The sequence below is a fragment of the Amycolatopsis alba DSM 44262 genome, assembly GCF_000384215.1.
GTDB lineage: Bacteria > Actinomycetota > Actinomycetes > Mycobacteriales > Pseudonocardiaceae > Amycolatopsis > Amycolatopsis alba.
In genome coordinates this window covers 1512858-1534097 of record NZ_KB913032.1, presented here as the reverse complement: position 1 = coordinate 1534097, position 21240 = coordinate 1512858, and the positions used below count along the sequence as shown (strand labels likewise).

24 protein-coding genes are annotated in these 21240 nt (G+C 69.6%); 21 read left to right on the top strand and 3 right to left on the bottom strand.

The features are described 5' to 3' along the window. Window positions 1-24: 24 nt before the first annotated feature. Both AMYAL_RS0107040 and AMYAL_RS0107035 read right to left on the bottom strand, forming a co-directional pair. Window positions 25-642, bottom strand: coding sequence for a (2Fe-2S)-binding protein (locus AMYAL_RS0107040; protein ID WP_020630605.1), 618 nt, complete (start codon window positions 640-642; stop codon window positions 25-27). Beyond that, a complete protein-coding gene (locus tag AMYAL_RS0107035; RefSeq protein ID WP_020630604.1) occupies window positions 642-1502 on the bottom strand; it encodes a putative RNA methyltransferase in 861 nt (286 codons plus the stop codon). Before AMYAL_RS0107035 ends, AMYAL_RS0107040 begins: the two co-directional genes overlap by 1 nt. A 175-nt stretch (window positions 1503-1677) precedes the next feature. Here AMYAL_RS0107035 and AMYAL_RS0107030 point away from each other — a divergent pair, with 175 nt between their 5' ends. Genes AMYAL_RS0107030 through ku form a run of 5 tightly spaced genes read left to right on the top strand, consistent with a single transcriptional unit; the run spans window position 1678 to window position 7130 of the window. Beyond that, the gene (locus tag AMYAL_RS0107030; RefSeq protein WP_020630603.1) at window positions 1678-3072 is read left to right on the top strand and encodes an ammonium transporter; all 1395 of its coding nucleotides are present in this window, start codon (window positions 1678-1680) and stop codon (window positions 3070-3072) included. Beyond that, entirely contained in the window at window positions 3069-3407 is a 339-nt protein-coding gene (locus AMYAL_RS0107025; protein ID WP_020630602.1) for a P-II family nitrogen regulator, read from the top strand. The genes AMYAL_RS0107030 and AMYAL_RS0107025 overlap by 4 nt, the downstream gene beginning before the upstream one ends. A gap of 9 nt (window positions 3408-3416) precedes the next feature. Then, window positions 3417-5726 (top strand): [protein-PII] uridylyltransferase, encoded by a 2310-nt coding sequence (locus AMYAL_RS0107020; RefSeq protein ID WP_020630601.1) that lies wholly within the window; start codon window positions 3417-3419, stop codon window positions 5724-5726. A gap of 58 nt (window positions 5727-5784) precedes the next feature. Next, window positions 5785-6219 carry a hypothetical protein gene (locus AMYAL_RS0107015; protein WP_020630600.1) on the top strand — a complete coding sequence of 145 codons (435 nt, stop codon included), beginning with the start codon at window positions 5785-5787 and terminating at the stop codon, window positions 6217-6219. Window positions 6220-6269: 50 nt separating this feature from the next. After that, window positions 6270-7130, top strand: coding sequence for a non-homologous end joining protein Ku (gene ku, locus AMYAL_RS0107010; RefSeq protein ID WP_020630599.1), 861 nt, complete (start codon window positions 6270-6272; stop codon window positions 7128-7130). 245 nt (window positions 7131-7375) lie between these two features. On the opposite strand, the gene AMYAL_RS0107005 is transcribed toward ku, so the two are convergent. Then, window positions 7376-8257: an NAD(P)H-binding protein gene (locus tag AMYAL_RS0107005; RefSeq protein WP_020630598.1), complete on the bottom strand. Its 882-nt coding sequence runs from the start codon at window positions 8255-8257 to the stop codon at window positions 7376-7378. A gap of 45 nt (window positions 8258-8302) precedes the next feature. On the opposite strand from AMYAL_RS0107005, the gene AMYAL_RS0107000 reads away from it, so the two are divergent. The 16 genes from AMYAL_RS0107000 (at window position 8303) to dprA (ending at window position 21223) form a co-directional block, all read left to right on the top strand. Then, window positions 8303-8794, top strand: coding sequence for a MarR family winged helix-turn-helix transcriptional regulator (locus AMYAL_RS0107000; RefSeq protein ID WP_026466816.1), 492 nt, complete (start codon window positions 8303-8305; stop codon window positions 8792-8794). 110 nt (window positions 8795-8904) lie between these two features. Continuing rightward, window positions 8905-10446, top strand: a complete 1542-nt coding sequence (gene ffh, locus AMYAL_RS0106995; protein ID WP_020630596.1) for a signal recognition particle protein — start codon at window positions 8905-8907, stop codon at window positions 10444-10446. A 2-nt stretch (window positions 10447-10448) separates the two neighbouring features. Next, on the top strand, window positions 10449-11522 hold the full coding sequence (locus tag AMYAL_RS0106990) for an amidohydrolase family protein (protein ID WP_020630595.1): 1074 nt from the start codon (window positions 10449-10451) through the stop codon (window positions 11520-11522). A 45-nt stretch (window positions 11523-11567) separates the two neighbouring features. After that, window positions 11568-12317, top strand: a complete 750-nt coding sequence (locus AMYAL_RS0106985) for a CPBP family intramembrane glutamic endopeptidase (protein ID WP_020630594.1) — start codon at window positions 11568-11570, stop codon at window positions 12315-12317. A gap of 57 nt (window positions 12318-12374) precedes the next feature. Then, the gene (locus AMYAL_RS0106980; protein ID WP_020630593.1) at window positions 12375-13181 is read left to right on the top strand and encodes a CPBP family intramembrane glutamic endopeptidase; all 807 of its coding nucleotides are present in this window, start codon (window positions 12375-12377) and stop codon (window positions 13179-13181) included. A 158-nt stretch (window positions 13182-13339) separates the two neighbouring features. Further along, complete coding sequence (gene rpsP / locus AMYAL_RS0106975) at window positions 13340-13786, top strand: 30S ribosomal protein S16 (RefSeq protein ID WP_005154724.1); 447 nt, start codon at window positions 13340-13342, stop codon at window positions 13784-13786. Beyond that, complete coding sequence (locus AMYAL_RS0106970; RefSeq protein WP_003103110.1) at window positions 13783-14022, top strand: RNA-binding protein; 240 nt, start codon at window positions 13783-13785, stop codon at window positions 14020-14022. The genes rpsP and AMYAL_RS0106970 overlap by 4 nt, the downstream gene beginning before the upstream one ends. A gap of 23 nt (window positions 14023-14045) precedes the next feature. After that, on the top strand, window positions 14046-14558 hold the full coding sequence (gene rimM, locus AMYAL_RS0106965) for a ribosome maturation factor RimM (RefSeq protein ID WP_020630592.1): 513 nt from the start codon (window positions 14046-14048) through the stop codon (window positions 14556-14558). Then, window positions 14558-15322 carry a tRNA (guanosine(37)-N1)-methyltransferase TrmD gene (gene trmD / locus AMYAL_RS0106960; RefSeq protein ID WP_020630591.1) on the top strand — a complete coding sequence of 255 codons (765 nt, stop codon included), beginning with the start codon at window positions 14558-14560 and terminating at the stop codon, window positions 15320-15322. The genes rimM and trmD overlap by 1 nt, the downstream gene beginning before the upstream one ends. 184 nt (window positions 15323-15506) lie before the next feature. Then, the gene (gene rplS, locus AMYAL_RS0106955; protein ID WP_020630590.1) at window positions 15507-15875 is read left to right on the top strand and encodes a 50S ribosomal protein L19; all 369 of its coding nucleotides are present in this window, start codon (window positions 15507-15509) and stop codon (window positions 15873-15875) included. Between the two features lie 31 nt (window positions 15876-15906). Beyond that, entirely contained in the window at window positions 15907-16836 is a 930-nt protein-coding gene (lepB, locus tag AMYAL_RS0106950) for a signal peptidase I (protein WP_020630589.1), read from the top strand. A 58-nt stretch (window positions 16837-16894) separates the two neighbouring features. Beyond that, window positions 16895-17674 (top strand): ribonuclease HII, encoded by a 780-nt coding sequence (locus AMYAL_RS0106945; RefSeq protein WP_020630588.1) that lies wholly within the window; start codon window positions 16895-16897, stop codon window positions 17672-17674. Next, window positions 17671-17994: a DUF2469 domain-containing protein gene (locus AMYAL_RS0106940; RefSeq protein WP_003096226.1), complete on the top strand. Its 324-nt coding sequence runs from the start codon at window positions 17671-17673 to the stop codon at window positions 17992-17994. Before AMYAL_RS0106945 ends, AMYAL_RS0106940 begins: the two co-directional genes overlap by 4 nt. A gap of 194 nt (window positions 17995-18188) precedes the next feature. Then, window positions 18189-18575, top strand: coding sequence for a YraN family protein (locus AMYAL_RS0106935; protein ID WP_020630587.1), 387 nt, complete (start codon window positions 18189-18191; stop codon window positions 18573-18575). Continuing rightward, a complete protein-coding gene (locus AMYAL_RS0106930) occupies window positions 18576-20087 on the top strand; it encodes a YifB family Mg chelatase-like AAA ATPase (RefSeq protein ID WP_020630586.1) in 1512 nt (503 codons plus the stop codon). Then, on the top strand, window positions 20084-21223 hold the full coding sequence (gene dprA / locus AMYAL_RS0106925) for a DNA-processing protein DprA (protein WP_020630585.1): 1140 nt from the start codon (window positions 20084-20086) through the stop codon (window positions 21221-21223). The genes AMYAL_RS0106930 and dprA overlap by 4 nt, the downstream gene beginning before the upstream one ends. Window positions 21224-21240 lie beyond the last annotated feature (17 nt).

The following is a 21240-nucleotide window of genomic DNA, read 5'->3' as shown; positions in this document are numbered from 1 at the left end:
GGTCAGGGGGCGGACCGCGGTGTTCTAACCGAGGGCCGCGCGAAGACGGCGGTCCCGTTCCTCGGGCGTCTGCCGGGGACAACTGGCGCACTTCGGATTGCCTGCTTCGTAGATCAGGCAGCAGGAAGCACGGCGCACCACGGTGTTCCGCCCGACCCTGGAGAACCGCGGCTCCGGCATGCCGAGCCCGATCGCGGCCACGAGCGGCGCCGCCAGCGCGACCGCCCGTTCGGTGTCGCCGGTCCACAAGAGGCGGTTGCCGATCGAATCCGTCGCGATCGCGCCCAGCGCGCGCGGATTCGCCCCCGTGACGGCCGAGATCGTCCCGATCGCCGTGCCCAGCGTCGAGGCGAAGGCCTCGCCGAGTTCGGCCAGGCCGCCGTCGAGTGGCCGTGACGATCGGGCGCCGGTGAAGCGGCCGTCCGGGACGAGGTCGATCGTGACGGCGTCGAGCGACGGGTCCAGGGGCGTGCTGTCGCGCACGAGTGATTCCACCGAGGGGGCGACGAGGACCGAAGACAGCGAGTACCACCAGATCGTGCCGAGTACTTCGGGCGAGGAGCAGCCGTAGAGCTTCGCGGCGCCGCCGATGCGGGCGCTGACCCATGCGGCGTCGGCGAGCAGGGTCGCGGGCGCCTCCATCAGGGCACCGGCCGGTACAGCGTGACGCTGAACGACGTCGTGACGTCCACCGGCCCGGTGATCGCGTCGAGTCGTTCACGGCGTCCTTCACGGTGGAGATGGTGCGCGCTCGGGCCCATCTCGACGACCTGGCGGACCTGGGCGGGCGACAACGTCACCCGCTGGGTGACGTCGAGCCGGTCCACCCGGCTGAACCGCTCGCCCAGGGTCTCCTCCAGCCGCGCGTCCTTGCCGCCGTCGACGGAGATCACCAGGTCGCCCAGCTCCCGGAGGTGACCGGGGTTCGGCGTCGCGACGACCAGCAGCCCGTCCGCGGTCAGGACGCGGTGGAACTGAGGGGCGTTGCGGGGCGCGAAGACGTTGAGGATCAGTGACGCGCTCGAGCTCGCCACAGGCCAGGGTTCCCACAGATTCCACACGGCCGCGCCCGCGCGCGCGTGCGCGCGAGCGGCCCGGCGCAGGGCGACGGCGGAGACGTCGAGCGCCAGTCCACACGCGGCCGGGACGGCGTCGAGCACGCGCGCGAGGTAGTACCCCGTGCCCGCGCCGGCGTCGATGATCAGCCCGTTCTCGACGTGCTCCGAAGCCACCTTCGCGAGGGCGTCGGCGAGAGGGCGATAGGCGCCCGAAGAGAGGAGGTCGACGCGAGCCGCGACCATCGGCGCGGTGTCCGCCGTACCGGCCGGTATGCGCGCGTGCAGGAGATTGACGTAACCCTGCTTCGCCACGTCGAACGAGTGGCCCCGTCCGCAACGCACCGTGCGATCGGCTGCCCCGACCGGGTCACCGCACACCGAGCACCGCAGCGACCGGACGACCTCCGGTGGCAGTGGGTCATTGCCGTGCTCACGCGCGCTCATGGGGATATTCGACCACGGCGTTTCGCAACCGGACAGAACGCACCCGGTCTCCGGAAACCTGCACGTAACAACGCCGCACCGACAGTTCACGCGGGTGAAACCTGAATCGCCGCCCGAGGAAACACCCCGGTCCAAGGATTCCTGCGCAGTACACCCCAGGCACGGGAGGAAGATTGTGCTGAACGCAGGAGACACCGCATGGGTGTTGATCAGCGCCGCGCTGGTCATGCTCATGACACCGGGATTGGCGTTCTTCTACGGCGGCATGGTCCGCGCGAAGAGCGTTCTGAACATGTTGATGATGAACTTCATCGCGCTGGCCGTCGTCGGTGTCCTCTGGACGCTGTACGGCTTCACGATGGCGTTCGGCAACGACGTGGGCGGAGGGCTGCTCGGTAACTTCGACTTCGCCGGCCTCTCGAACATTTCCGGCAAACTCGCCGGGTTCGCGACCGCCGCGACCGACACCGCTCCCGCGGTCGCCTGGCCCGGCTCGGACGGGCTGCCGCTGTTCGCCTTCGTGATGTTCCAGCTGATGTTCGCGATCATCACGCCCGCGCTGATTTCCGGTGCCATCGCCGACCGCGCCAAGTTCTGGGGCTGGACGCTGTTCGTCGCGGTGTGGGTGACCATCGTGTACTTCCCGGTGGCGCACTGGGTGTTCTCGTTCGACGGCTTCATCGGCGCCGACTCGGTCGGCGGCTGGATCGCCAACCAGCTCAAGGCGCTCGACTTCGCGGGCGGTACCGCGGTCCACATCAACGCCGGCGCGGCGGGTCTCGCGCTCGCGATCGTGCTCGGCAAGCGCAAGGGCTGGCCGAAGGGCACCGGACGCCCGCACAACGTGCCGTTCGTGCTCCTGGGCGCCGCGCTCCTGTGGTTCGGCTGGTACGGCTTCAACGCCGGTTCGTCGCTGGCCGCCAACGACCTCGCCGCCGTCGCGTTCACCAACACCACCGTCGCGACCGCGGCCGCGATCCTCGGCTGGCTGGTCGTCGAGCAGATCAAGATCGGCAAGCCGACCACCCTCGGCGCCGCCTCCGGTGCCGTCGCGGGTCTCGTCGCGATCACCCCGGCCGCCGGTTTCGTCAGCCCGCTGGGCGCGATCGCCATCGGGCTCATCGCCGGCGCGCTGTGCGCCCTGGCGATCAGTCTCAAGTTCCGCTTCGGTTTCGACGACTCCCTCGACGTCGTCGGCGTCCACCTCGTGGGTGGTCTCGTCGGTACGCTGCTCATCGGTTTCTTCGGCACCACCAGCGTCAACTCGCTCGGCGTCGACGGCCTGTTCTACGGCGGCGGCCTCGGCCAGCTCGGCAAGCAGGCCCTCGCGGCCGCCGTGGTCCTCGGCTACTCGTTCGTGCTCACCTTCGTCATCGGCTGGGTGATCAAGAAGCTCGGCGGGTTCCGCGTCAGCGCGGAGGACGAGGTCAGTGGTATCGATGAGGCCCAGCACGCGGAGAGCGCGTACGACTTCACCGGATCGGGCGGCGGCCTCGGCCAGCCGACCAGCATCCCGGTCAAGGCGCCCACCGGAAACGCGGCCACGAAACTCGAGGAGAGCAAGGCATGAAGCTGATCACCGCGATCGTCAAGCCGTTCACGCTCGACGACGTCCGCTCCGCGCTGGAACAGCTGGGCGTGCTCGGCATGACGGTCAGCGAGGTACAGGGCTACGGCAGGCAGAAGGGCCACACCGAGGTCTACCGGGGTGCGGAGTACTCCGTCGACTTCGTGGCGAAGCTGAGGGTCGAGGTCGTCACCGACGATTCCAACGTCGAGAAGGTCCTCGACGCGATCACCACCGCCGCCCACACCGGCAAGATCGGTGACGGCAAGATCTGGGTGACGCCGGTGGAGACGGTCATCCGGGTACGCACCGGCGAGCGCGGCTCGGACGCGCTATAGGCGCCCACGATGGCCGACGGGGGTGAGCTGGTCAAGGCCACCGAGCGTTTGCTCGAGGGCAGGCACGGGAGGCTGGGCGCGACCGCACTGCGGGCCGCGTGCGTCGACCTCTACGAATTCTGGTTGGGAAAGGGCGCCGCGACGGCCGGCGTCGACACCGCTGAACCCGGTGTCGCGCTGGCCGCCGTCGGTGGCCTCGGGCGCAGCGAGCTGGTGCCCTTCTCCGACCTCGACCTGTTGTTGCTGCACAACGGCAACTCTCGCGTCGGCGAGATCGCCGACGCCATCTGGTATCCGTTGTGGGACGCCAAAATCGGCCTCGATCACTCGGTCCGCACGCCGGGTGAGGCGCTGAAGGTGGCGTCCGAGGACCTGCGGACCGCGATGGGGCTGCTCGACATCCGCCACATCGCCGGGGACGCCGAGATCACCGCCAGGCTGGCGGCCGCGGCGCGGGACCAGTGGCGGCGGACCGCCCGGAAACGGATGGGCGAACTGTCGGACGCGGTGCGGCAGCGCTGGGCTCGCAGTGGCGAGATCGCGCAGTCCGCCGAGCCGGATCTCAAGCACGGCCGAGGCGGGCTTCGCGACTTCGCCGTCCTGGAGGCGCTCGCGGCGGCACAGCTGACAGCGAGGCCAGGCGAGGAACTGCTGGCGGCCAAGGGCCTGCTGCTCGACGTCCGGACGGAGTTGCGCCGGGAACTGCGCCGGGAGCGGGACATCCTCAGCGCGCCCGAGGCCGGGACGGTCGCGGCCGAACTCGGGTTCGGCGACAGGTTCACCTTGGCGCGCAAGCTTTCCGGCGCCGGCCGGACGATCGCGTACGCGGTCGACGTGGCGCTCCGGTCCACTGTGGAGCCACCGAAGGCCAGGTTCGGGCGGCGGCCCGTGCGGACGCCACTGGACGAAGGTGTCGTCCTGCACGGGAACGAGGTCGCGCTGGCGCGGGACGCGCTGCCCGCCAAGGATCCGGCGTTGCTGCTGCGGGTCGCCGCGGCGTCGGCGCGGATCCGGAAGCCCATCGCGCACGGGACTTTGCGGGCACTCGCCGATACCGCGCCGGAACTGCGCGCGCCGTGGCCGGCCGATGCCCTCAAGGCGCTGGTGGAACTGCTCGGCGCGGGCGAAGGCCTCGTCGACGCCGTCGAGGCGCTCGACCGCACTGGCCTGTGGGCGCGGCTGTTCCCCGAATGGGGTGCGGTGCGGGATCTCCCGCCGAGGTCGCCGGTGCACGCGTGGACCGTCGACAGGCATCTCGTGCGCGCCGCCGTCGAGGCGTCGAAACTGACGACCACCGTTTCGCGGCCGGACCTGTTGCTGATCGGCGCGCTGCTGCACGACATCGGCAAGGGCCGCGACACGGACCATTCCGAACTCGGCGCGAAGATCAGCGCCCAGGTGGCGGCCCGGCTCGGGCTGCCGTCAAGCGATGTGGCGCTGGTGTCGGCGATGGTCCGGCATCACCTGCTGCTGCCGCATACCGCGACACGGCGGGACATCAGCGATCCGGCCACGATCCAGCGCGTGACGAAAACGCTCGACGAGAACCTGGTCCTGCTGGAACTGCTGCACGCGCTGACGACGGCCGATTCGCTGGCCACCGGGCCGGGCGTGTGGACCGACTGGAAGGCCCGCCTGCTCGCCGAACTCGTGTCGGGTTGCGAGGAAGCGTTGCACGGCAAGGGTTTCGTGCCACCGGAGCCGATGGGCGCCGAACAGCGGGAGCTCGTCGCCGAAGCCGTCGCGTCCGGCCGCGGGGAAGTGCGGATCACCGCCGTCGGCAAGATCGTGACTGTGGTGCTCGCGGTACCGGCCCGCGCCGAACTGCTGGCGCCCGCCGCCGGGGTGCTCGCCCTGAACTCCTTGGAAGTCCACGCGGCGGTGCTGCGCGGGCACGACGGGGGACGGGCGGGGGTGTTCACGGCGTCACCGAAGTTCGGCTCGCTGCCCGACGTCACGTTGCTGCGCGAGCAGTTCGCGCGGGCCGTGGCCGGGACGATGCCGCTCACCCAGCGGCTCGCGGCGAAGGAACGGGACTACGGCGAGACTCCCACGGCGAACGCGAAGGTGATCTGGTTCGACGACGAGACCAGCGGGCGGGACACGGTCGTGGTCGAACTGCGGGCCGCGAACCGGATCGGGCTGCTGTACCGGGTCGCGGGCGCGCTGCGCCGGTGCGAGGCCGAGGTGCGCTGGGCGAAGGTGGCCACCCTCGGCGGCGCCGTCGTCGACTCGTTCGCCGTCGCGCCGCGGACAGGCCGGGTCGACCAGGCGTGGCGGTCGAAGATCGAAGCCGCGCTGCTGGCGGCCGCTTCGTGACGCCTTCTCGCCCGGTCCGGGGTGTCGCGCGAAGAGCGGAGGGTGACGGTGGCAGGATGTGCGCGGTCGAAACCCGACGGATCCGGAGGGCGGTGAGCGCGTGCTCGATCACGGGCAGAACTCGCCAGGACCACACCGGATCACACTGCCGCCGACCGTCGTCGCCTCTCATTTCCAGGCGTGCGCGGACGACCTCGCCGTCTCGCTGACCGCGTCCGGGACCGCCGCGACGGTACCCGAACTGCTCAAGGTCGTCCGGCATCTCGTCGCGGGCCAGCAGGCGCTGGCCATCGCGCTCGAAGGCATGGCGGGCCGGGTCGAAGTGGGCGGCGAGGGCGCGCTGTCCACCGCCCCGATGGTCGACGTCGAGGTGGTCGCGGAAGTACTCCGAGCGGCCGCCACCGCTGTCGGCTGTTCGGCCGACGCGCTCGCCGAATCACGGCCGTCATTCGAATGTGTGAGCGAATCGGTCGCCCCTGACACCCGTTTGTAGCTGTTCCGCCGCTTCGGCGCGTGGTTACGCTGATCGGGCGGAGGTGGGCCATGCGGGCGGTGTGGAAGGGCACGATCGGATTCGGGACCTACGCCATCCCGGTGAAGGCGTACAGCGCGACCGAAGAGCGCACCGTCCCCCTCCACCAGGTGCACGAGCCGGACGGCGGCCGGGTGCGGGTGAAGTGGGTCTGCGAGGTCGACGGTGCCGAGGTGCCCGCGGCCGAGATCGCCAAGGGACACCCCGTGCCCAACGGCGACGTCGTCCTCCTGACCGGCCGCGACTTCGCGTCGCTGCTCGGGCCGACCACCCAGTCGATGGACGTCGTCGGGTTCACCCCGGCCGAGCAGGTCGACCCGACGTACTTCGCACGCACTTACTACCTCGAACCGGAGCCGTCGGGCACCAAGCCGTACGTGCTGCTGAGCGAGGCGCTGCAGCAGTCCGGTCGGATCGCGATCGTGAAGGTGACGCTGCGGCAGCGTGAGACGCTGGGCGCGCTGCGCGTGCGGGACCAGGTGATCCTGCTCGAGACGATGCTGTGGCCCGACGAGGTCCGGCGGCCCGATTTCCCGTTCCTGCACGAGGACGTCGACCTGCGCCGCGGGGAACTGCGGAACGCCGTCTCGCTCATCGAAGACCTCACACAGGACTTCGACCCCGGCCGCTACACCGATCACTACCGGGAAGCGCTCGAAGCGCTCATCCAGGCCAAACTGGACGGGGACGACGTCCTCCAGCCGACCGCCGCCGAGCAGGCCGATGGCGTGACGCGGCTGCTGGCGGCCTTGCAGCAGAGCGCTGTCGAGGCCGACCGTGCCCCTGTCGAAAAGGCCAAGAAGGCGGCCGACAAGGCGCGCCAGGCGCGGACGCGGGCGAAGCGGGCTTCGTCGTCGGCCAAGACCAGTTGAGTAGTTCTACCCAGGGACAGTTGAGGGTCTTCACGCTCCCGTGACTCCACGGTGACCGGGCATTGTTATGCCATCGCGAGGAGAGAGCGCGGGAAGCGAATCGCCCGGTACTGGGGGTCCGGCGATACGAAATCCCGTGCGGCTCGCCAAGTGTGCTTACGGTCGGCTCGCGGGGAGGTGAGCCTTCCGTAGGGGCTCCGGTACCGGTCTGCGAGGGGCGACCGGTCCCGGAGCCCTGTTTCGCGTCAGACCCGGAACGCCGCGGCGTTGTCCGCGACCCAGTCCGCGTAGCTCCGCGGCGGGCGCCCGAGCACTTCCGCCACTCCGTCTGTGACGAGGCCGGGCTGTCCGGAAAGCCTCCGGTATCTGTTCATCAACGCCTCGACGAAGGCTTCGGGAAAGCCTCGCGCGATCATGGCCGCCGCGGCCGAGTCCGCCGGAATCTCCCGGTACCGCAGGGTTCTGCCGAGAACGGTGCCGATCACCTCGACCATTTCCGCGTGGGTGAGCGAACGTGCGCCGGTCACCTCGAGTTTCCGGCCGGTGAACCCGTCGGTCAGCAGGGCGCGGGCCACCACCTCGGCCAGGTCCCGTTCGTGCAGCGGCGCTTCGGCGAAGTCCGGGAACGGGCCGAAGACGTCATCACCGGCACTGATCTGGCCCGCCCACGTCAGCCGGGTGTTGGCCGCGAAGAAGGAAGCCCGCACGCTCACCCAGTCCAGTCCGCTGTCCATGGCGGCCTGTTCGACCTCCTTGTTCCGGTCGCCCTGGAAACGTGACGGCTGGTGCTCCGCCGGTTCGTCGACGTTGGTGGCGGACAACGCGACCACTCGCCGCACGCCGTGCTCCTTGGCCAGGGCGAGCAGTCCGGCGGGTGCGGCGGCCGCGGCTCGCGAATGCAGGAAGACGCCGGTGACGCCTGTCAGGAAGGGTGCGACGGTTTCGGGAAGCGATGGGTCCCCTTCGACGACTTCGACTCCCGAAGGCCATTCAGCCGCGGACTTGGCGTCGCGGGTCAGGGCGCGTACGCGGGCGCCCGCCCCGACGAGGCTGTCGATCAGCGGCCGCCCGACGGTGCCGCTCACTCCGGTGATCAGGTACACGGCGTCCTCCTCGATGAGTGCCATACAATATGAAAACCGTATCACTTATGAGCATGGAAACGAGATTATATGAATTCCGTAACACCTGGCGGCAGGTCCTGGCGCCGGAAGGTCGCGGTGATCAAAGAGGGGTTGCGAGAGCTGAACAACCAGCTCGCGCTCTTCAACCACCAGGTCAGCGCCAAGGTCGCGCTCAAACCGGTGGACTTCGACTGTCTCGAACTGCTCAACCTGAACGGCCCGCTGAGCCCGAGCGCGCTGGCGAAGCACGCAGGCCTGCATCCCGCGACGATGACCGGGGTGCTGGACCGGTTGCAGCGCGCGGGATGGGTCACCCGTGATCGCCCGGCGGACGCGACGGACCGCCGGGCTGTCGTCGTCTCGGTGACCGGCGACCGTGACGGTGAGATGTACCGGCACCTCGCCGGGATGAATTCGAGGATGGACGACCTCTGCGCCGGCTACAGCGAAGCCGAACTGGACCTGATCGCCGACTTCCTGCGGCGCACCACCGAGGCGGGGAAGGGCGCGGCAGAAGACCTCGCCGGGGAATCCGGATAGGCGGGCCCGTCCGCAACCGCCTCAGACGCCGGCCCCGGACACCGACTACCCTGGGAAGCCGCCGGTTCGTACCGGCGAGCCACAACGACCCAGCTGGAGCGTGCACACCCGTGTTCGACACCCTCTCCGATCGGCTCACGTCCGCCCTGCAGACCCTGTCTCGCAAGGGCAGGCTCTCCGACGCCGACATCGACGCCACCGCGCGCGAGATCCGTATCGCGCTGCTCGAGGCGGATGTCGCGCTGTCGGTGGTCAAGGACTTCATCGCCCGGATCAAGGAACGCGCCAAGGGCGCCGAGGTGCACGGCGCGCTGAACCCGGCGCAGCAGGTCATCAAGATCGTCAACGAGGAACTCGTCACCATCCTCGGCGGCGAGACCAGGCGGCTCACGTTCGCGAAGAACCCGCCGACGGTCATCATGCTCGCGGGTCTGCAGGGTGCCGGTAAGACCACCCTCGCGGGCAAGCTCGCGATGTGGCTGAAGAAGCAGGGCCACGCGCCGATGCTGGTCGCCTGTGACCTCCAGCGCCCCAACGCGGTCACGCAGCTGCAGGTCGTCGGCGAGCGGGCCGGGGTCGCCACGTTCGCGCCGGAACCCGGCAACGGGGTCGGCGACCCGGTCGACGTCGCCCGCCGCGCCATCGACGAGGCCAAGCGCGCCCAGCACGACATCGTCCTGGTCGACACCGCCGGCCGTCTCGGTGTCGACGAAGAGCTGATGAAGCAGGCCGCGGACATCCGCGACGCCGTCTCGCCGGACGAGACGCTGTTCGTCGTCGACGCGATGATCGGCCAGGACGCGGTCACCACGGCCGAGGCGTTCCGCGACGGCGTCGGCTTCACCGGTGTCGTGCTCACCAAGCTCGACGGTGACGCCCGCGGTGGTGCCGCGCTGTCGGTCCGCCAGGTCACCGGCCAGCCGATCCTGTTCGCGTCGAACGGTGAGAAGCTCGAGGACTTCGACCTCTTCCACCCGGACCGGATGGCCAGCCGGATCCTCGGCATGGGCGACATGCTCAGCCTCATCGAGCAGGCCGAACAGCATTTCGACCAGGAGAAGGCCGAGCAGACCGCGGCCAAGCTCGGCAGCGGCCAGCTCACCCTCGAAGACTTCCTCGAGCAGATGCTCGCGGTCCGGAAGATGGGCCCGATCGGCAACCTGCTCGGCATGCTGCCCGGCGCCGGGCAGATGAAGGACCAGCTCGCGCAGGTCGACGACAAGCAGCTCGACAAGCTGCAGGCGATCATCCGCGGCATGACCCCCGCCGAGCGGGCGGATCCGAAGATCATCAACGCGTCGCGCCGCGTCCGGATCTCGAAGGGGTCGGGTGTCGCCGTCCGCGACGTCAACGACCTGGTCAACCGGTTCTTCGAAGCGCGCAAGATGATGGCGCAGATGGCGGGCCGCTTCGGCTTCGGCGGCGGAGGCGGCGGCAGCAAGAACCGCAAGGGCAAGAAGGGGAAGAAGGGCAAGGGGCGCGGTCCGACGCAGCCCAAGGTCCGCGGCGGCTTCCCCGGCGGCATGCCGATGCTTCCCCCCGGCGGCGGGATGCCCGGCGGCGGCGGAATGCCCGACCTGTCCCAGCTCGGCGGCATGAACGACGTACCGGGGTTCGACCCCACGAAGTTCAAGTTCCCGAAGGACAAGTAGCCGTGGAGGCTCTGCATCTGGCGGGGATCGTCCTGCCGGACGGCGAGCACCGCGAGCTGTGGGTCACCGGCGGCCGGATCACGACCGAACCGGTCGCCGGAGCGGAAACCGTTGTCCGTGAAGGCTTTCTCGTTCCTGGCCTGGTCGACGCGCATTGCCATCCAGGGATCGGGGTCGGTGGCCCGACCACGCTCGAGGAGGCCGCCGCGCAGACGATCACCGATCGCGACGCCGGGACGCTGCTGATCCGCGACTGCGGACTGCCGATCGACGTCCGGCCGCTGCAGGAGCGCGCCGACCTGCCGCGGATCATCCGCGCCGGACGGCATCTCGCCCTGCGCAAGCGCTACATCCCCAACCTCGGCATCGACCTCGAAGATCCTTCCGAGCTGCCGAAAGCGGTCGCCGAGCAGGCCCGTGACGGCGACGGCTGGGTCAAGCTCGTCGGCGACTGGATCGACCGCGGTGTCGGCGACCTCGCGCCCCTATGGCCCGAAGACGTCCTCGCCGAGGCCATTGCCATCGCGCACGCCGAGGGCGCCAAGGTGACGGCGCACGTATTCGGCCAGGACGCGTTGCCGGGCTTGATCGACGCGGGCATCGACTGCCTCGAACACGGCACGGAACTCTCCCCGGATCAGCTGGGCGTTCTCGCCGACCGCGGGATCGCGCTCGTGCCGACCCTGATCAACATCGAGAACTTCCCCGGCATCGCCGACAAGGCGGGCAAATACCCGGTCTACGCCGACCACATGCGGGCGTTGCACGCGGGCGTCGGCGACATGGTCTCGACGGCGATCGAGGCCGGCGTCCAGGTGTACGCCGGAAGCGACGCGGGCGGCATGGTCGAGCACGGCAGGCTCGTCGACGAGATCGAGGCGCTGCACAAGGCGGGCATGTCCGCGGAGCAGGCTCTGGCGTCGGCTTCGTGGGCGGCGCGCGAATGGCTCGGCGTGCCAGGGATCGTCGACGGCGCTTCGGCGGATCTCCTTGTCTACCCCGAGGATCCGCGTGAAGACCTCGCGGTGCTGCGCCATCCGAGTCATATCGTGCTGCGTGGCAAGATCTACGCCTGACCCGACTCCACCTGTGACCGGAGCGGCACTTAGCGTGGAGGCGTGGTGGACGACGGGCAGGCTCGTGAGCGTCTGGTGCTCGGAGCGCACTGGGGGTTCGTAGCGTTCTTCGCGGGCATCGCCGGGTACCACCTCGTCACGCTCGTCATGAGCTTCGTGATGTCAGGCCGCTTCGACGGCTACGACCCTCTCGAACTCCGTGACGTCGGCCCGCTGCTGATCCTCGCTTTCCTGCCGACCCTCGTCCTCGGTCTCGGCCCCGCGATCGGCTCCCGCGTCTGGGGGAAAGGGCTCCGCGAGGACTTCGGGCTCAAGCCCACCTGGCGTGACGTCCGGATCGGGGTCGCCTGCGGAGCGGCCGCGCTCGCCGCCGGCTACCTCCTCAACCTGCTCCTGCTCGCCGTCTACGGGACGGACGGCGAGGACAGGACCTTCTCCGACGTCTCGCCGAGCCCGCTCACCGAACTGTCCGGAACCGCCGACGGCGACACCGTTTGGCTGGTGCTGGCCGCGGTCATCGTCGTCCTCGCCGCCCCGGTCACCGAAGAGCTGCTCTTCCGCGGCACGCTGTGGAACGCCATGGGCTTCCACCGCCTGCCGTCGTGGGTGATCCTGCTGGTCACCGCGCTGATGTTCGCCCAGTTGCACGGGGAGGCCGCGCGCACGATCGCGCTGTTCGGCCAGGGCATCGCCATCGGCCTCGCCCGCTATCTGTCCGGCCGGGTGAGCGCGGCGGTCATCGCGCACGCGGCCAACAACCTCCCACCGGCTGTATTGCTCTTCGCGGCGAGGTGATCGCCGCCTGAGGCGGTTAGAGTCTGTGAGTAACCGAACGATCACCGGAGGATCGGCGTGACCGTATCTCAGCCCAGGGAGCCGATCCCCGAGGCCGCGCCGCCGGACGAACTCGCTGCCGGAGGTGAGGTGGCCGCGCCCGACACGCCACCGCCGCATCGCTGGGGATTCGGGGCCTTCCTCCTCGTGGAGGCGGTCCTGCTGGCGTCGGCAGCGTTCATCAGCGTCCTGCTCGGTGACGTCCAGCCCGGTCAGCCCCTGCCGATGCGCATGGTGCTGCTGGGCACGATGGTGCCGACGATGATCGCCGCCGGGGTCGCGCTGCTGATCACCCGCGTGCGTGGCAACGGCCCGGTCATCGACCTGCGGATCGGCTGGAGCTGGGCCGACGTCAAGGTCGGCCTCAAACTCGGCGTGCTCGGGCTCGGGTTCACCTCGCTCGCCGCGTGGGCCTGGACGCAGGTGGTGGGCAACGAGAACGCCACCTCGGCGATCAGCGCGCTGGTCGAAGACCGGCGGATGTCGGTCTCGGCGGCCATCGTGATGTTCATCTACCTGTGGCTGGTCGGGCCGATCTGCGAGGAGATCATCTACCGCGGCCTGCTGTGGGGCGCGGTCGAGCGGCTGACCTGGCGCACCGAACGCTGGGGGAGGATCGCGGCGTTCCTGGTCTCCACGGCTGTTTTCGCGGCGAGCCACCTCGAACCGCTGCGCACCACGCTGCTGCTGGTGATCGCGATCCCGATCGGACTGGCCAGGGTGTTCACCGGGCGATTGCTCGGCAGCGTGGTCGCCCACCAGGTGAACAACTTCCTCCCGGCCGTGACGATCCTGCTCGCGTCGCTCGGGATAGCCGCTTTCTGACGTCTCGCCGTCGTCTGGCAGAATGTACGCTTGCCTGCTTTGGCCGGACCCTCTCACCGCGCCCGAGCTTCGGACCTTCGGGTGTGCGTAGCCGTTCCCCACTCGGCTCTCGTACGCCTTCCACATGCATCAGAGAGAACTGAGGAGTACCCACACCCGTGGCCGTCAAGATCAAGCTTCAGCGTCTCGGCAAGATCCGTGCGCCGTACTACCGCATCATCGTCGCCGACGCGCGCACCCGCCGTGATGGCAAGGCCATCGAGACGATCGGCAAGTACCACCCGAAGGAAGAGCCGAGCTTCATCGAGGTCGACACCGAGCGGGCCCAGCACTGGCTGTCCGTCGGCGCCCAGCCGACCGAGCCGGTCCAGCGCATCCTCGAGATCACCGGTGACTGGCAGAAGTTCAAGGGCCTGCCGGGCGCCGAGGGCACCCTGAAGGTCGCCGAGCCGAAGCCGTCGAAGCAGGACCTGTTCAACGCCGCGCTCGCCGCCGCCGGTGACTCGGCCTCCGCCGAGGCCACCACGCCGAAGAAGAAGTCCGCCCCGAAGAAGGCCGAAGCCGACAAGGCCGAGGCCGCCGAGGGTGACAAGGCCGAGGCGTGAGCTTCCTCGCTGACTCCCTCGAGCACCTGGTGCGCGGGATCGTCGACAACCCGGACGAGGTCCGGGTCGAGCTGCTGACCACACGCCGTGGCCGCACGCTCGAGGTGCACGTGCACCCCGACGATCTCGGCAAGGTGATCGGCCGGGGCGGTCGTACCGCGACCGCCCTGCGCACCGTCATGGGCGGCATCGGTGGCCGCGGCGTCCGCGTGGACGTCGTCGACACCGATCGCTGACCAAGGACAGAGACAGATCGGGAATGGACGTCGTAGTCGGCCGTATCGCCAAGGCGCACGGAATCCGCGGGGAACTCGCGGTGGACGTGCGCACGGACTCGCCGGAACAGCGGTTCGCGGTCGGTTCGGCCGTCACGACGAAGCTGCGTGACGGCAGCAGCAGGAACCTCACCATCGCAGCCGCCCGCGAACACAGCGGGCGGCTGCTGGTGCGTTTCGAAGAGGTGCTGACCAGGGACGTCGCGGAGACCCTTCGCGGTGCGCTCCTGATCGCCGACACCTCGACGCTGCCGCCGACCGAAGACCCCGACGAGTTCTACGACCACGAACTCGAAGGCCTGCGGGCCGAACTCGCCGACGGAACGCTCGTCGGCAAGGTGCTCGAAATCGTGCATTCACCCGCCGGGGAACTGCTGTCGATCGAACACGACGGACGCGAGGTGCTGGTGCCGTTCGTGAAGGCGATCGTCCCGGCCGTCGACGTCGCGGGCGGCCGCGTGGTCCTCGACCCGCCGGAAGGCCTGCTGGACGCCTGATGCGCCTCGACGTAGTCACGATCTTCCCCGAATACCTCGACCCGCTCCGCGCCGCGCTGCTCGGCCGCGCGATCGACCGCGGCCTCATCGAGGTCGGCGTGCACGACCTGCGTAACTGGACGCACGACGTCCACCGCGCGGTCGACGACGCGCCGTACGGCGGCGGACCCGGCATGGTGATGAAACCGCAGATCTGGGGCCCCGCCCTGGACGACGTCTGCGGCGAGAACACCCGCCTCGTGGTCCCCACCCCCGCCGGGCGCCCGTTCACCCAGGCCATGGCCCACCAGTACGCCGCCGAGGAGCACCTGGTGTTCGCCTGCGGCCGCTACGAGGGTATCGACCAGCGGGTGATCGACGACGCCGCGAAACGGATGCCCGTCGACGAAGTCTCGATCGGCGACTACGTGCTGGTCGGCGGCGAGGCCGCGGTACTGGTGATGGTCGAAGCCGTCGTCCGGCTGCTGCCGGGGGTCCTCGGCAACGCCCGCTCCGCCGAGGAGGACTCCTTCTCCGATGGCCTGCTCGAAGGCCCCAGCTACACGCGGCCGGAGGTCTGGCGAGAGCTGGCCGTGCCGGACGTCCTGAGATCGGGCAACCACGCGCTCATCGACCGTTGGCGCCGCGACCAGGCACTGGAGCGGACGGTCCAGCGCAGGCCCGAACTGATCGGCCTGCTGCCGGAAGGTAGTCTCGACAAGCACGATCTCAAGGTCCTCGACCGCTTGGACGAGGGCACCGGCCAGGCCGGGTCAACCACCTGAGTCCTGGTCTGCAATACTTGACAGGTTGGCGTGAGCAGACGCGCGAAACTTGACGTTCACCTCAGGTGAATCGCAAGGCCGCGATGTCGGCCGGAACGCCATCAGCCCCCTGGGTAGGTCGCAGTGCCCGACACTGCGCGCCCAAGCTGCACGTAAGCCATACGAAGACGAGGACGGACCACCGATGAACACCCTGGACGCGCTGGACGCGCAGTCACTGCGTTCCGACATCCCGGACTTCCGACCGGGCGACACGCTCAAGGTTCACGTCCGCGTCATCGAGGGCAACCGCGAGCGTAACCAGATCTTCCAGGGCGTCGTGCTGCGTCGCCAGGGCGGCGGCATCCGCGAGACCTTCACGGTCCGCAAGGTGTCGTTCGGCATCGGCGTGGAGCGCACCTTCCCGGTGCACTCGCCGAACATCGCCGAGGTCGAGGTCTTCAAGCGCGGCGACGTCCGCCGGGCGAAGCTGTACTACCTCCGTGAGCTTCGCGGCAAGGCCGCCAAGATCAAGGAGCGCCGCGAGAACCGCGAGACGACCTCCTCCAAGTAGGTAGCCACTCGGTTACAGGTAACCTGGCGTCGTGGTCGAACCCGTGTCCCAGAACACCTCCGAAGACGAGCCCGATCGCCCCGATGAGGAGCGCCCCACCAGGGCCTCCCGGCGGGGCCGATCCGGCTCCAAGAAATTCGGCAAGGTCAACAAGAAGCGGTCGTTCTGGAAGGAACTGCCGATCCTGATCGTCGTCGCACTCGTGCTGACGATCTTGATCCAGCAGTTCCTCGCCAAGGTCTACATGATCCCCTCGGGATCCATGGAGACCACCCTGCACGGCTGCGCGGGGTGCACGGGCGACCGGATCCTGGTCGACCGGATCACGTACGACTTCACCGATCCGAGCCCCGGCGACGTGGTGGTCTTCAAGGGCCCGCCCGCCTGGGTCGGCGAGATCGAGACGCCGGAGTCCAGCAACATCTTCGTCACCGGCTTCCGCGCGCTCGGTTCGCTGATCGGGTTCGCGCCGCCGGACGAGCGCGACTTCGTCAAGCGGATCATCGCGGTCGGCGGCCAGACGGTGCAGTGCTGCGACAACAACCGGGTCGTCGTGGACGGCAAGGCGCTCGACGAGCCCTACGTCCACTGGGAAGAGGGCATGGCGCCCACCGAGAAGACGTTCGAGCCGGTCAAGGTGCCCGCCGGATACGTCTGGATGATGGGCGACAACCGCAACAACTCGAGCGACTCCCGGTTCCAGGGCAACGGCGGCGTCAACGGCGCCGTGCCGGTCGACAACATCATCGGCAAGGCGCGCATCATCGTGCTGCCGCCCGGCCGCTGGGGTGGCGTTTCGGACCACAACCCGCAGGCGAACGCGCAGCCCCTGGCACTCGGTGCGCCGGCCTGGCAGCAGGGGCTTCCCCTGGGCGTCGGCATCGCCGCGGCGTGGCCCGTGGTGTTCCTCGGCAGGCGGATGTCGTCCGGAGTCCGCAAGGCGGTCGACCGGAGGCGGTAAGGCCTTGAGAGTTCCTGTACCGCTCACACCGGCCGATCCGCTTCGGCCGCCGCGGGCAGTGGTGCGCGGCGACCTCTTCTGGGGGTTGCAAGGCGCGCTGGACCGGCGGGGCCTCGGGCCCGTCGCCGGAGTCGACGAGGCAGGGCGCGGCGCTTGCGCCGGCCCGCTCGTCGTGGCCGCTTGCGTCCTGCGTCCCGGCGACGCCGCCCGGCTGCCCGAGCTCACCGACTCGAAGGTGCTCACGGCCAAGGCCCGCGACCGGGTCTACGACAGGGTCGTCCAGCGTGCCGTCGACTACGCGGTCATCGTCATCCCGGCGGCCGAGGTCGACCTGTTCGGCATCCACGTCATGAATCTCGAAGGCATGCGACGTGCTGTCTCGGCGTTGCGGAACACGCCGGGCTACGTCCTGACCGACGGATTCCGGGTGTCGGGGCTGCCCGCCCCGAGCGTTCCGGTGATCAAGGGGGACAAGGCCGTCGCGTGTGTGGCGGCGGCGTCCGTGCTGGCCAAGGTCACGCGGGACCGGATCATGGGCGACCTGCACGACGTCCACCCGCAGTACGGCTTCGACGTGCACAAGGGGTACAGCACCACCGACCACAGCGCGGCGCTGACCGCGCACGGTCCGAGCCCGGTTCATCGCTGGTCGTACGCCAATGTGGCCACCGCGGCCGCCGCGCACCGGGCCCGTCCGCCTCACCCGGTGGTGCTGACCGTCGCGGCACTGGAAAACCCGAGCGTGCCGATACGTGCCCTGGGCCCGTACGTGGGTAACAATGAACGCTCCGCCGCTGGAGTAGCAGCAGAATCGCGAGGAGGGGCGCGGATTTCATGAGCGCAGAGGATCTCGAGAAGTACGAGACCGAGATGGAGCTCTCGCTTTACCGCGAGTATCGCGACATAGTCGGCCAGTTCTCGTACGTGGTGGAGACCGAGCGGCGGTTCTATCTGGCCAACGCCGTCGACGTGCAGGTGCGCGACGGCGGCGGTGAGGTGTACTTCGAGGTCCGGATGTCCGACGCGTGGGTCTGGGACATGTACCGGCCCGCCAGGTTCGTCAAGCATGTCCGGGTCATCACGTTCAAGGACGTCAACGTCGAGGAACTCGACAAACCCGATCTTCGCCTGCCTGAGGACGGTCCGTTCTCAGGCTGATCTTCGTAAGTACGTGAAGGCCCCCTTCACTGCGCCAGACGCAGTGAAGGGGGCCTTCACGTACTTGTGGGGCGCTCGAGTTATCCACAACACCCCAGTTATCCACAGGCTGACGAATCGGCCCTGTCCGGCGGCCGGTCACCCTGGCAGCGTTGATCGCACACGCACTGTGATGATCGCTGAGGGGGATCGAGATGATGAGCACGGCCGAACAGCCGTCCGCCGGGGCATCGCCTGCCGAGCTGGGCAGGTGGGGGGAAGAACTCGCGGTCCGGCATCTGGAGAAGACGGGCTACGTCGTCCTGAGCCGCAACTGGCGTTGCCGTGACGGTGAGCTGGACCTGGTCGCGACCGACCGGAAGCGCCTCGTGTTCTGCGAGGTCAAGACAAGGTCGGGGCTGGGCTTCGGCAGTCCCGCCGAGGCGGTGACCCCGGCCAAGGCGGACCGCATCCGCCGTCTCGCGCACCAGTGGCAGCGCACGTTCATGCTCCGCTGGTGCCCGGTCCGCTACGACATCATCGCGATCGTCGCCCGGTCCGACGCCCGGCCGCGCGTGCGGCACATCAAGGCGGCGTTCTGAATGGCGCTGGCGAAAGCCTGGTCCGTCGCGCTGCTCGGTGTCGACGGCCGGATGATCGAGATCGAGGCCGACATCGGCGGCGGGTCGCCGAAGGTGACGATGGTCGGGCTGCCCGACACCGGGCTGAAAGAGGCCAAGGACAGGGTCCGCTCCGCCGTCCGCAATTCAGGGCAGCAGTGGCCGGACGAGAGGGTGATCCTCGGCCTTTCACCGGCGAACCTGCCGAAGGTGGGTTCCGGCTACGACCTGGGCATCGCGGCGGCGGTACTGGCCGCGACGGGGTCGGTTCCGGCCACCAAGCTGCTGCACACCGTGCTGCTCGGCGAACTCGCCCTCGACGGCCGGGTCCGGGCCGTCCGCGGCGTCCTGCCGGGACTGCTGGCGGCGCGCAACGCCGGGTACCGCCGGGCCGTCGTGCCCGCCGAGTCGTTGTTCGAAGCCGCTCTCGTGGACGGACTGGAGGTCGGCGGCGTTGCCCGGCTGAGCGATTTCGTGGACTGGCTCAAGGGTGAAGGCGAACTCGCCAAGCCCGAGCCGTTCGCCGCCCAGGAGCCGACGTCGGTACCGGACCTCGCCGACGTCGTGGGACAGCCGGATGCGCGGTGGGCACTGGAGGTGGCCGCTGCGGGCGGGCATCACCTGCTCATGACGGGTCCTCCAGGGGTGGGCAAGACGATGCTCGCGAAACGCCTCCCCGGACTCCTCCCACGGCTGACAGCCGAAGAGTCGTTGCAGGTCACCGCCGTTCATTCGATCGACGGTTCGCTCTCCCGGACCGAGCCACTGGTCACCGTGCCGCCGTTCGTCTCGCCGCACCATTCGATCAGCGTGCCCGCCCTGATCGGCGGTGGCAGCGGCCTTGCCGTTCCCGGCGCCATCAGCCGGGCGCACCGCGGCATCCTCTTCCTCGACGAGGTCTGCGAATTCGGCCCGGAACGGCTGGAGTCGCTGCGCACTGTCCTCGAAGAGGGCGAGGTGCGGATCGCGAGGGTCAAGGGGGCCGTGCGGTACCCGGCACGCTTTCAACTGGTGCTGGCGACCAATCCTTGTCCTTGCGCCCCGGCGAAGGACGCCGATTGCATCTGCTCGGCGTCCGCGCGACGGCGGTACTTGGGCCGACTGTCCGGGCCACTACTCGATCGGGTGGATCTGCGGGTTCGGTTGCGCCCGCTTTCCGCGCTCAGCGCGCACCTGAGCGAGGCACCCGAAGCGACGGCGGCCGTCCGGGAACGGGTGCTGGAAGCGCGTGAGCGAGCCGCGAAACGCTGGGTGGACCATGGCTGGCCGACGAACGCGGAGGTGCCCGGCCCGGCGCTGCGCCGCGAGTTCGCCCTGCCAGCGCGGGCCACGGCGTTGCTGGACCGCGCGCTGGAGCGAGGCGCGATCACCGCGCGCGGCGCGGACCGCTGCCTCCGCATCGCCTGGACGCTCGCCGATCTGAGAGGGGCAGGCAAGCCGGAGGCGGACGAGGTGGCGGCGGCCTTGGACTTCCGAGAGAGGTCATCCGGATGAGTGAACTCGAAGCCGAACGGATCGCGCGGTCGTACCTTCTGCGCGTGGCCGAACCCCCGGCGCCCGCCTTGGTCGGCTTCGTCGGCGAACACGGCCCGGTCGTCGCCGCGGAGCGGGTGTCGCGGGCGGATTGCCCGCCGAAGGTGCGTGACGAGACGGCCGCCCGGCGAGCGCACGACTACGCCGAGCGGGATCTTGAGCGGGCCGCCGCCACCGAGACCAGGCTCGTCATCCCGGAAGACGGCGAATGGCCTGCTTGGCCGTTGCTCTCGCTGGCCGTCGCCCAGGGCAGGGGCGTTTCCGGCGCGGCGCCTCCGCTTGCCCTGTGGGTACGCGGTCCGGCCAGGCTCGACGAGGCGGTCGACCAGGCGATCGCGATCGTCGGCGCCCGCGCGGCGACCGAGTACGGCGAGCACAACGCGGCCGAGCTGGGATATCACCTGGCGAGCCGAGGGATCCCGGTGTTCTCGGGGGCGGCGTACGGCATCGACGGCGCTGCCCACCGGGGTGCGCTGAGCGCGGACGGCACGACGGTCGCGCTGCTCGGCTGCGGGATCGACGCCGGGTACCCGGCGCAGCACACGACCTTGCTGCGCATCATCGGGAAAACCGGCGCGGTGGTCAGCGAGTACCCGCCGGGTACCTCGCCCGCGAGGCACCGCTTCCTCGTCCGGAACAGGCTCATCGCAGCGCTCACGGAAGGGACGGTCGTGGTCGAGGCGGGCAGGCGCAGCGGCGCGCGGAACACCGCCGGTACGGCAGGGGCGCTGGGCAAGGTCGTGATGGCGATGCCGGGACCGGTGTCGTCGGGGATGTCCGCCGGCTGCCACGCGCTGATCCGCGAAGGCGAGGCCACGCTGGTGACCTCCGTCGACGAGATCCTCGAGACCGCCGGGCGGCTGGGGCAGCCGGGCACGGATCCGTCGAAACCGCGCCGCCACACCGACAGGCTCGGCCCGGAGGCGCTGCGAGTGCACGACGCGCTGTCCGAGCGGTCGCCGCGCCCGGTGGAAAGGATCGCGGCCGAATCCGGCGTTCCGGTCGAGCGTGTCCGCTCGCTGCTGCCCGAACTGGAACTCGACGGTTTCGCGGAAAGGAGTGACGCAGGGTGGCGAAGACGGCCCGCGAAGACCTGACTGGCCTACCCCCGAGA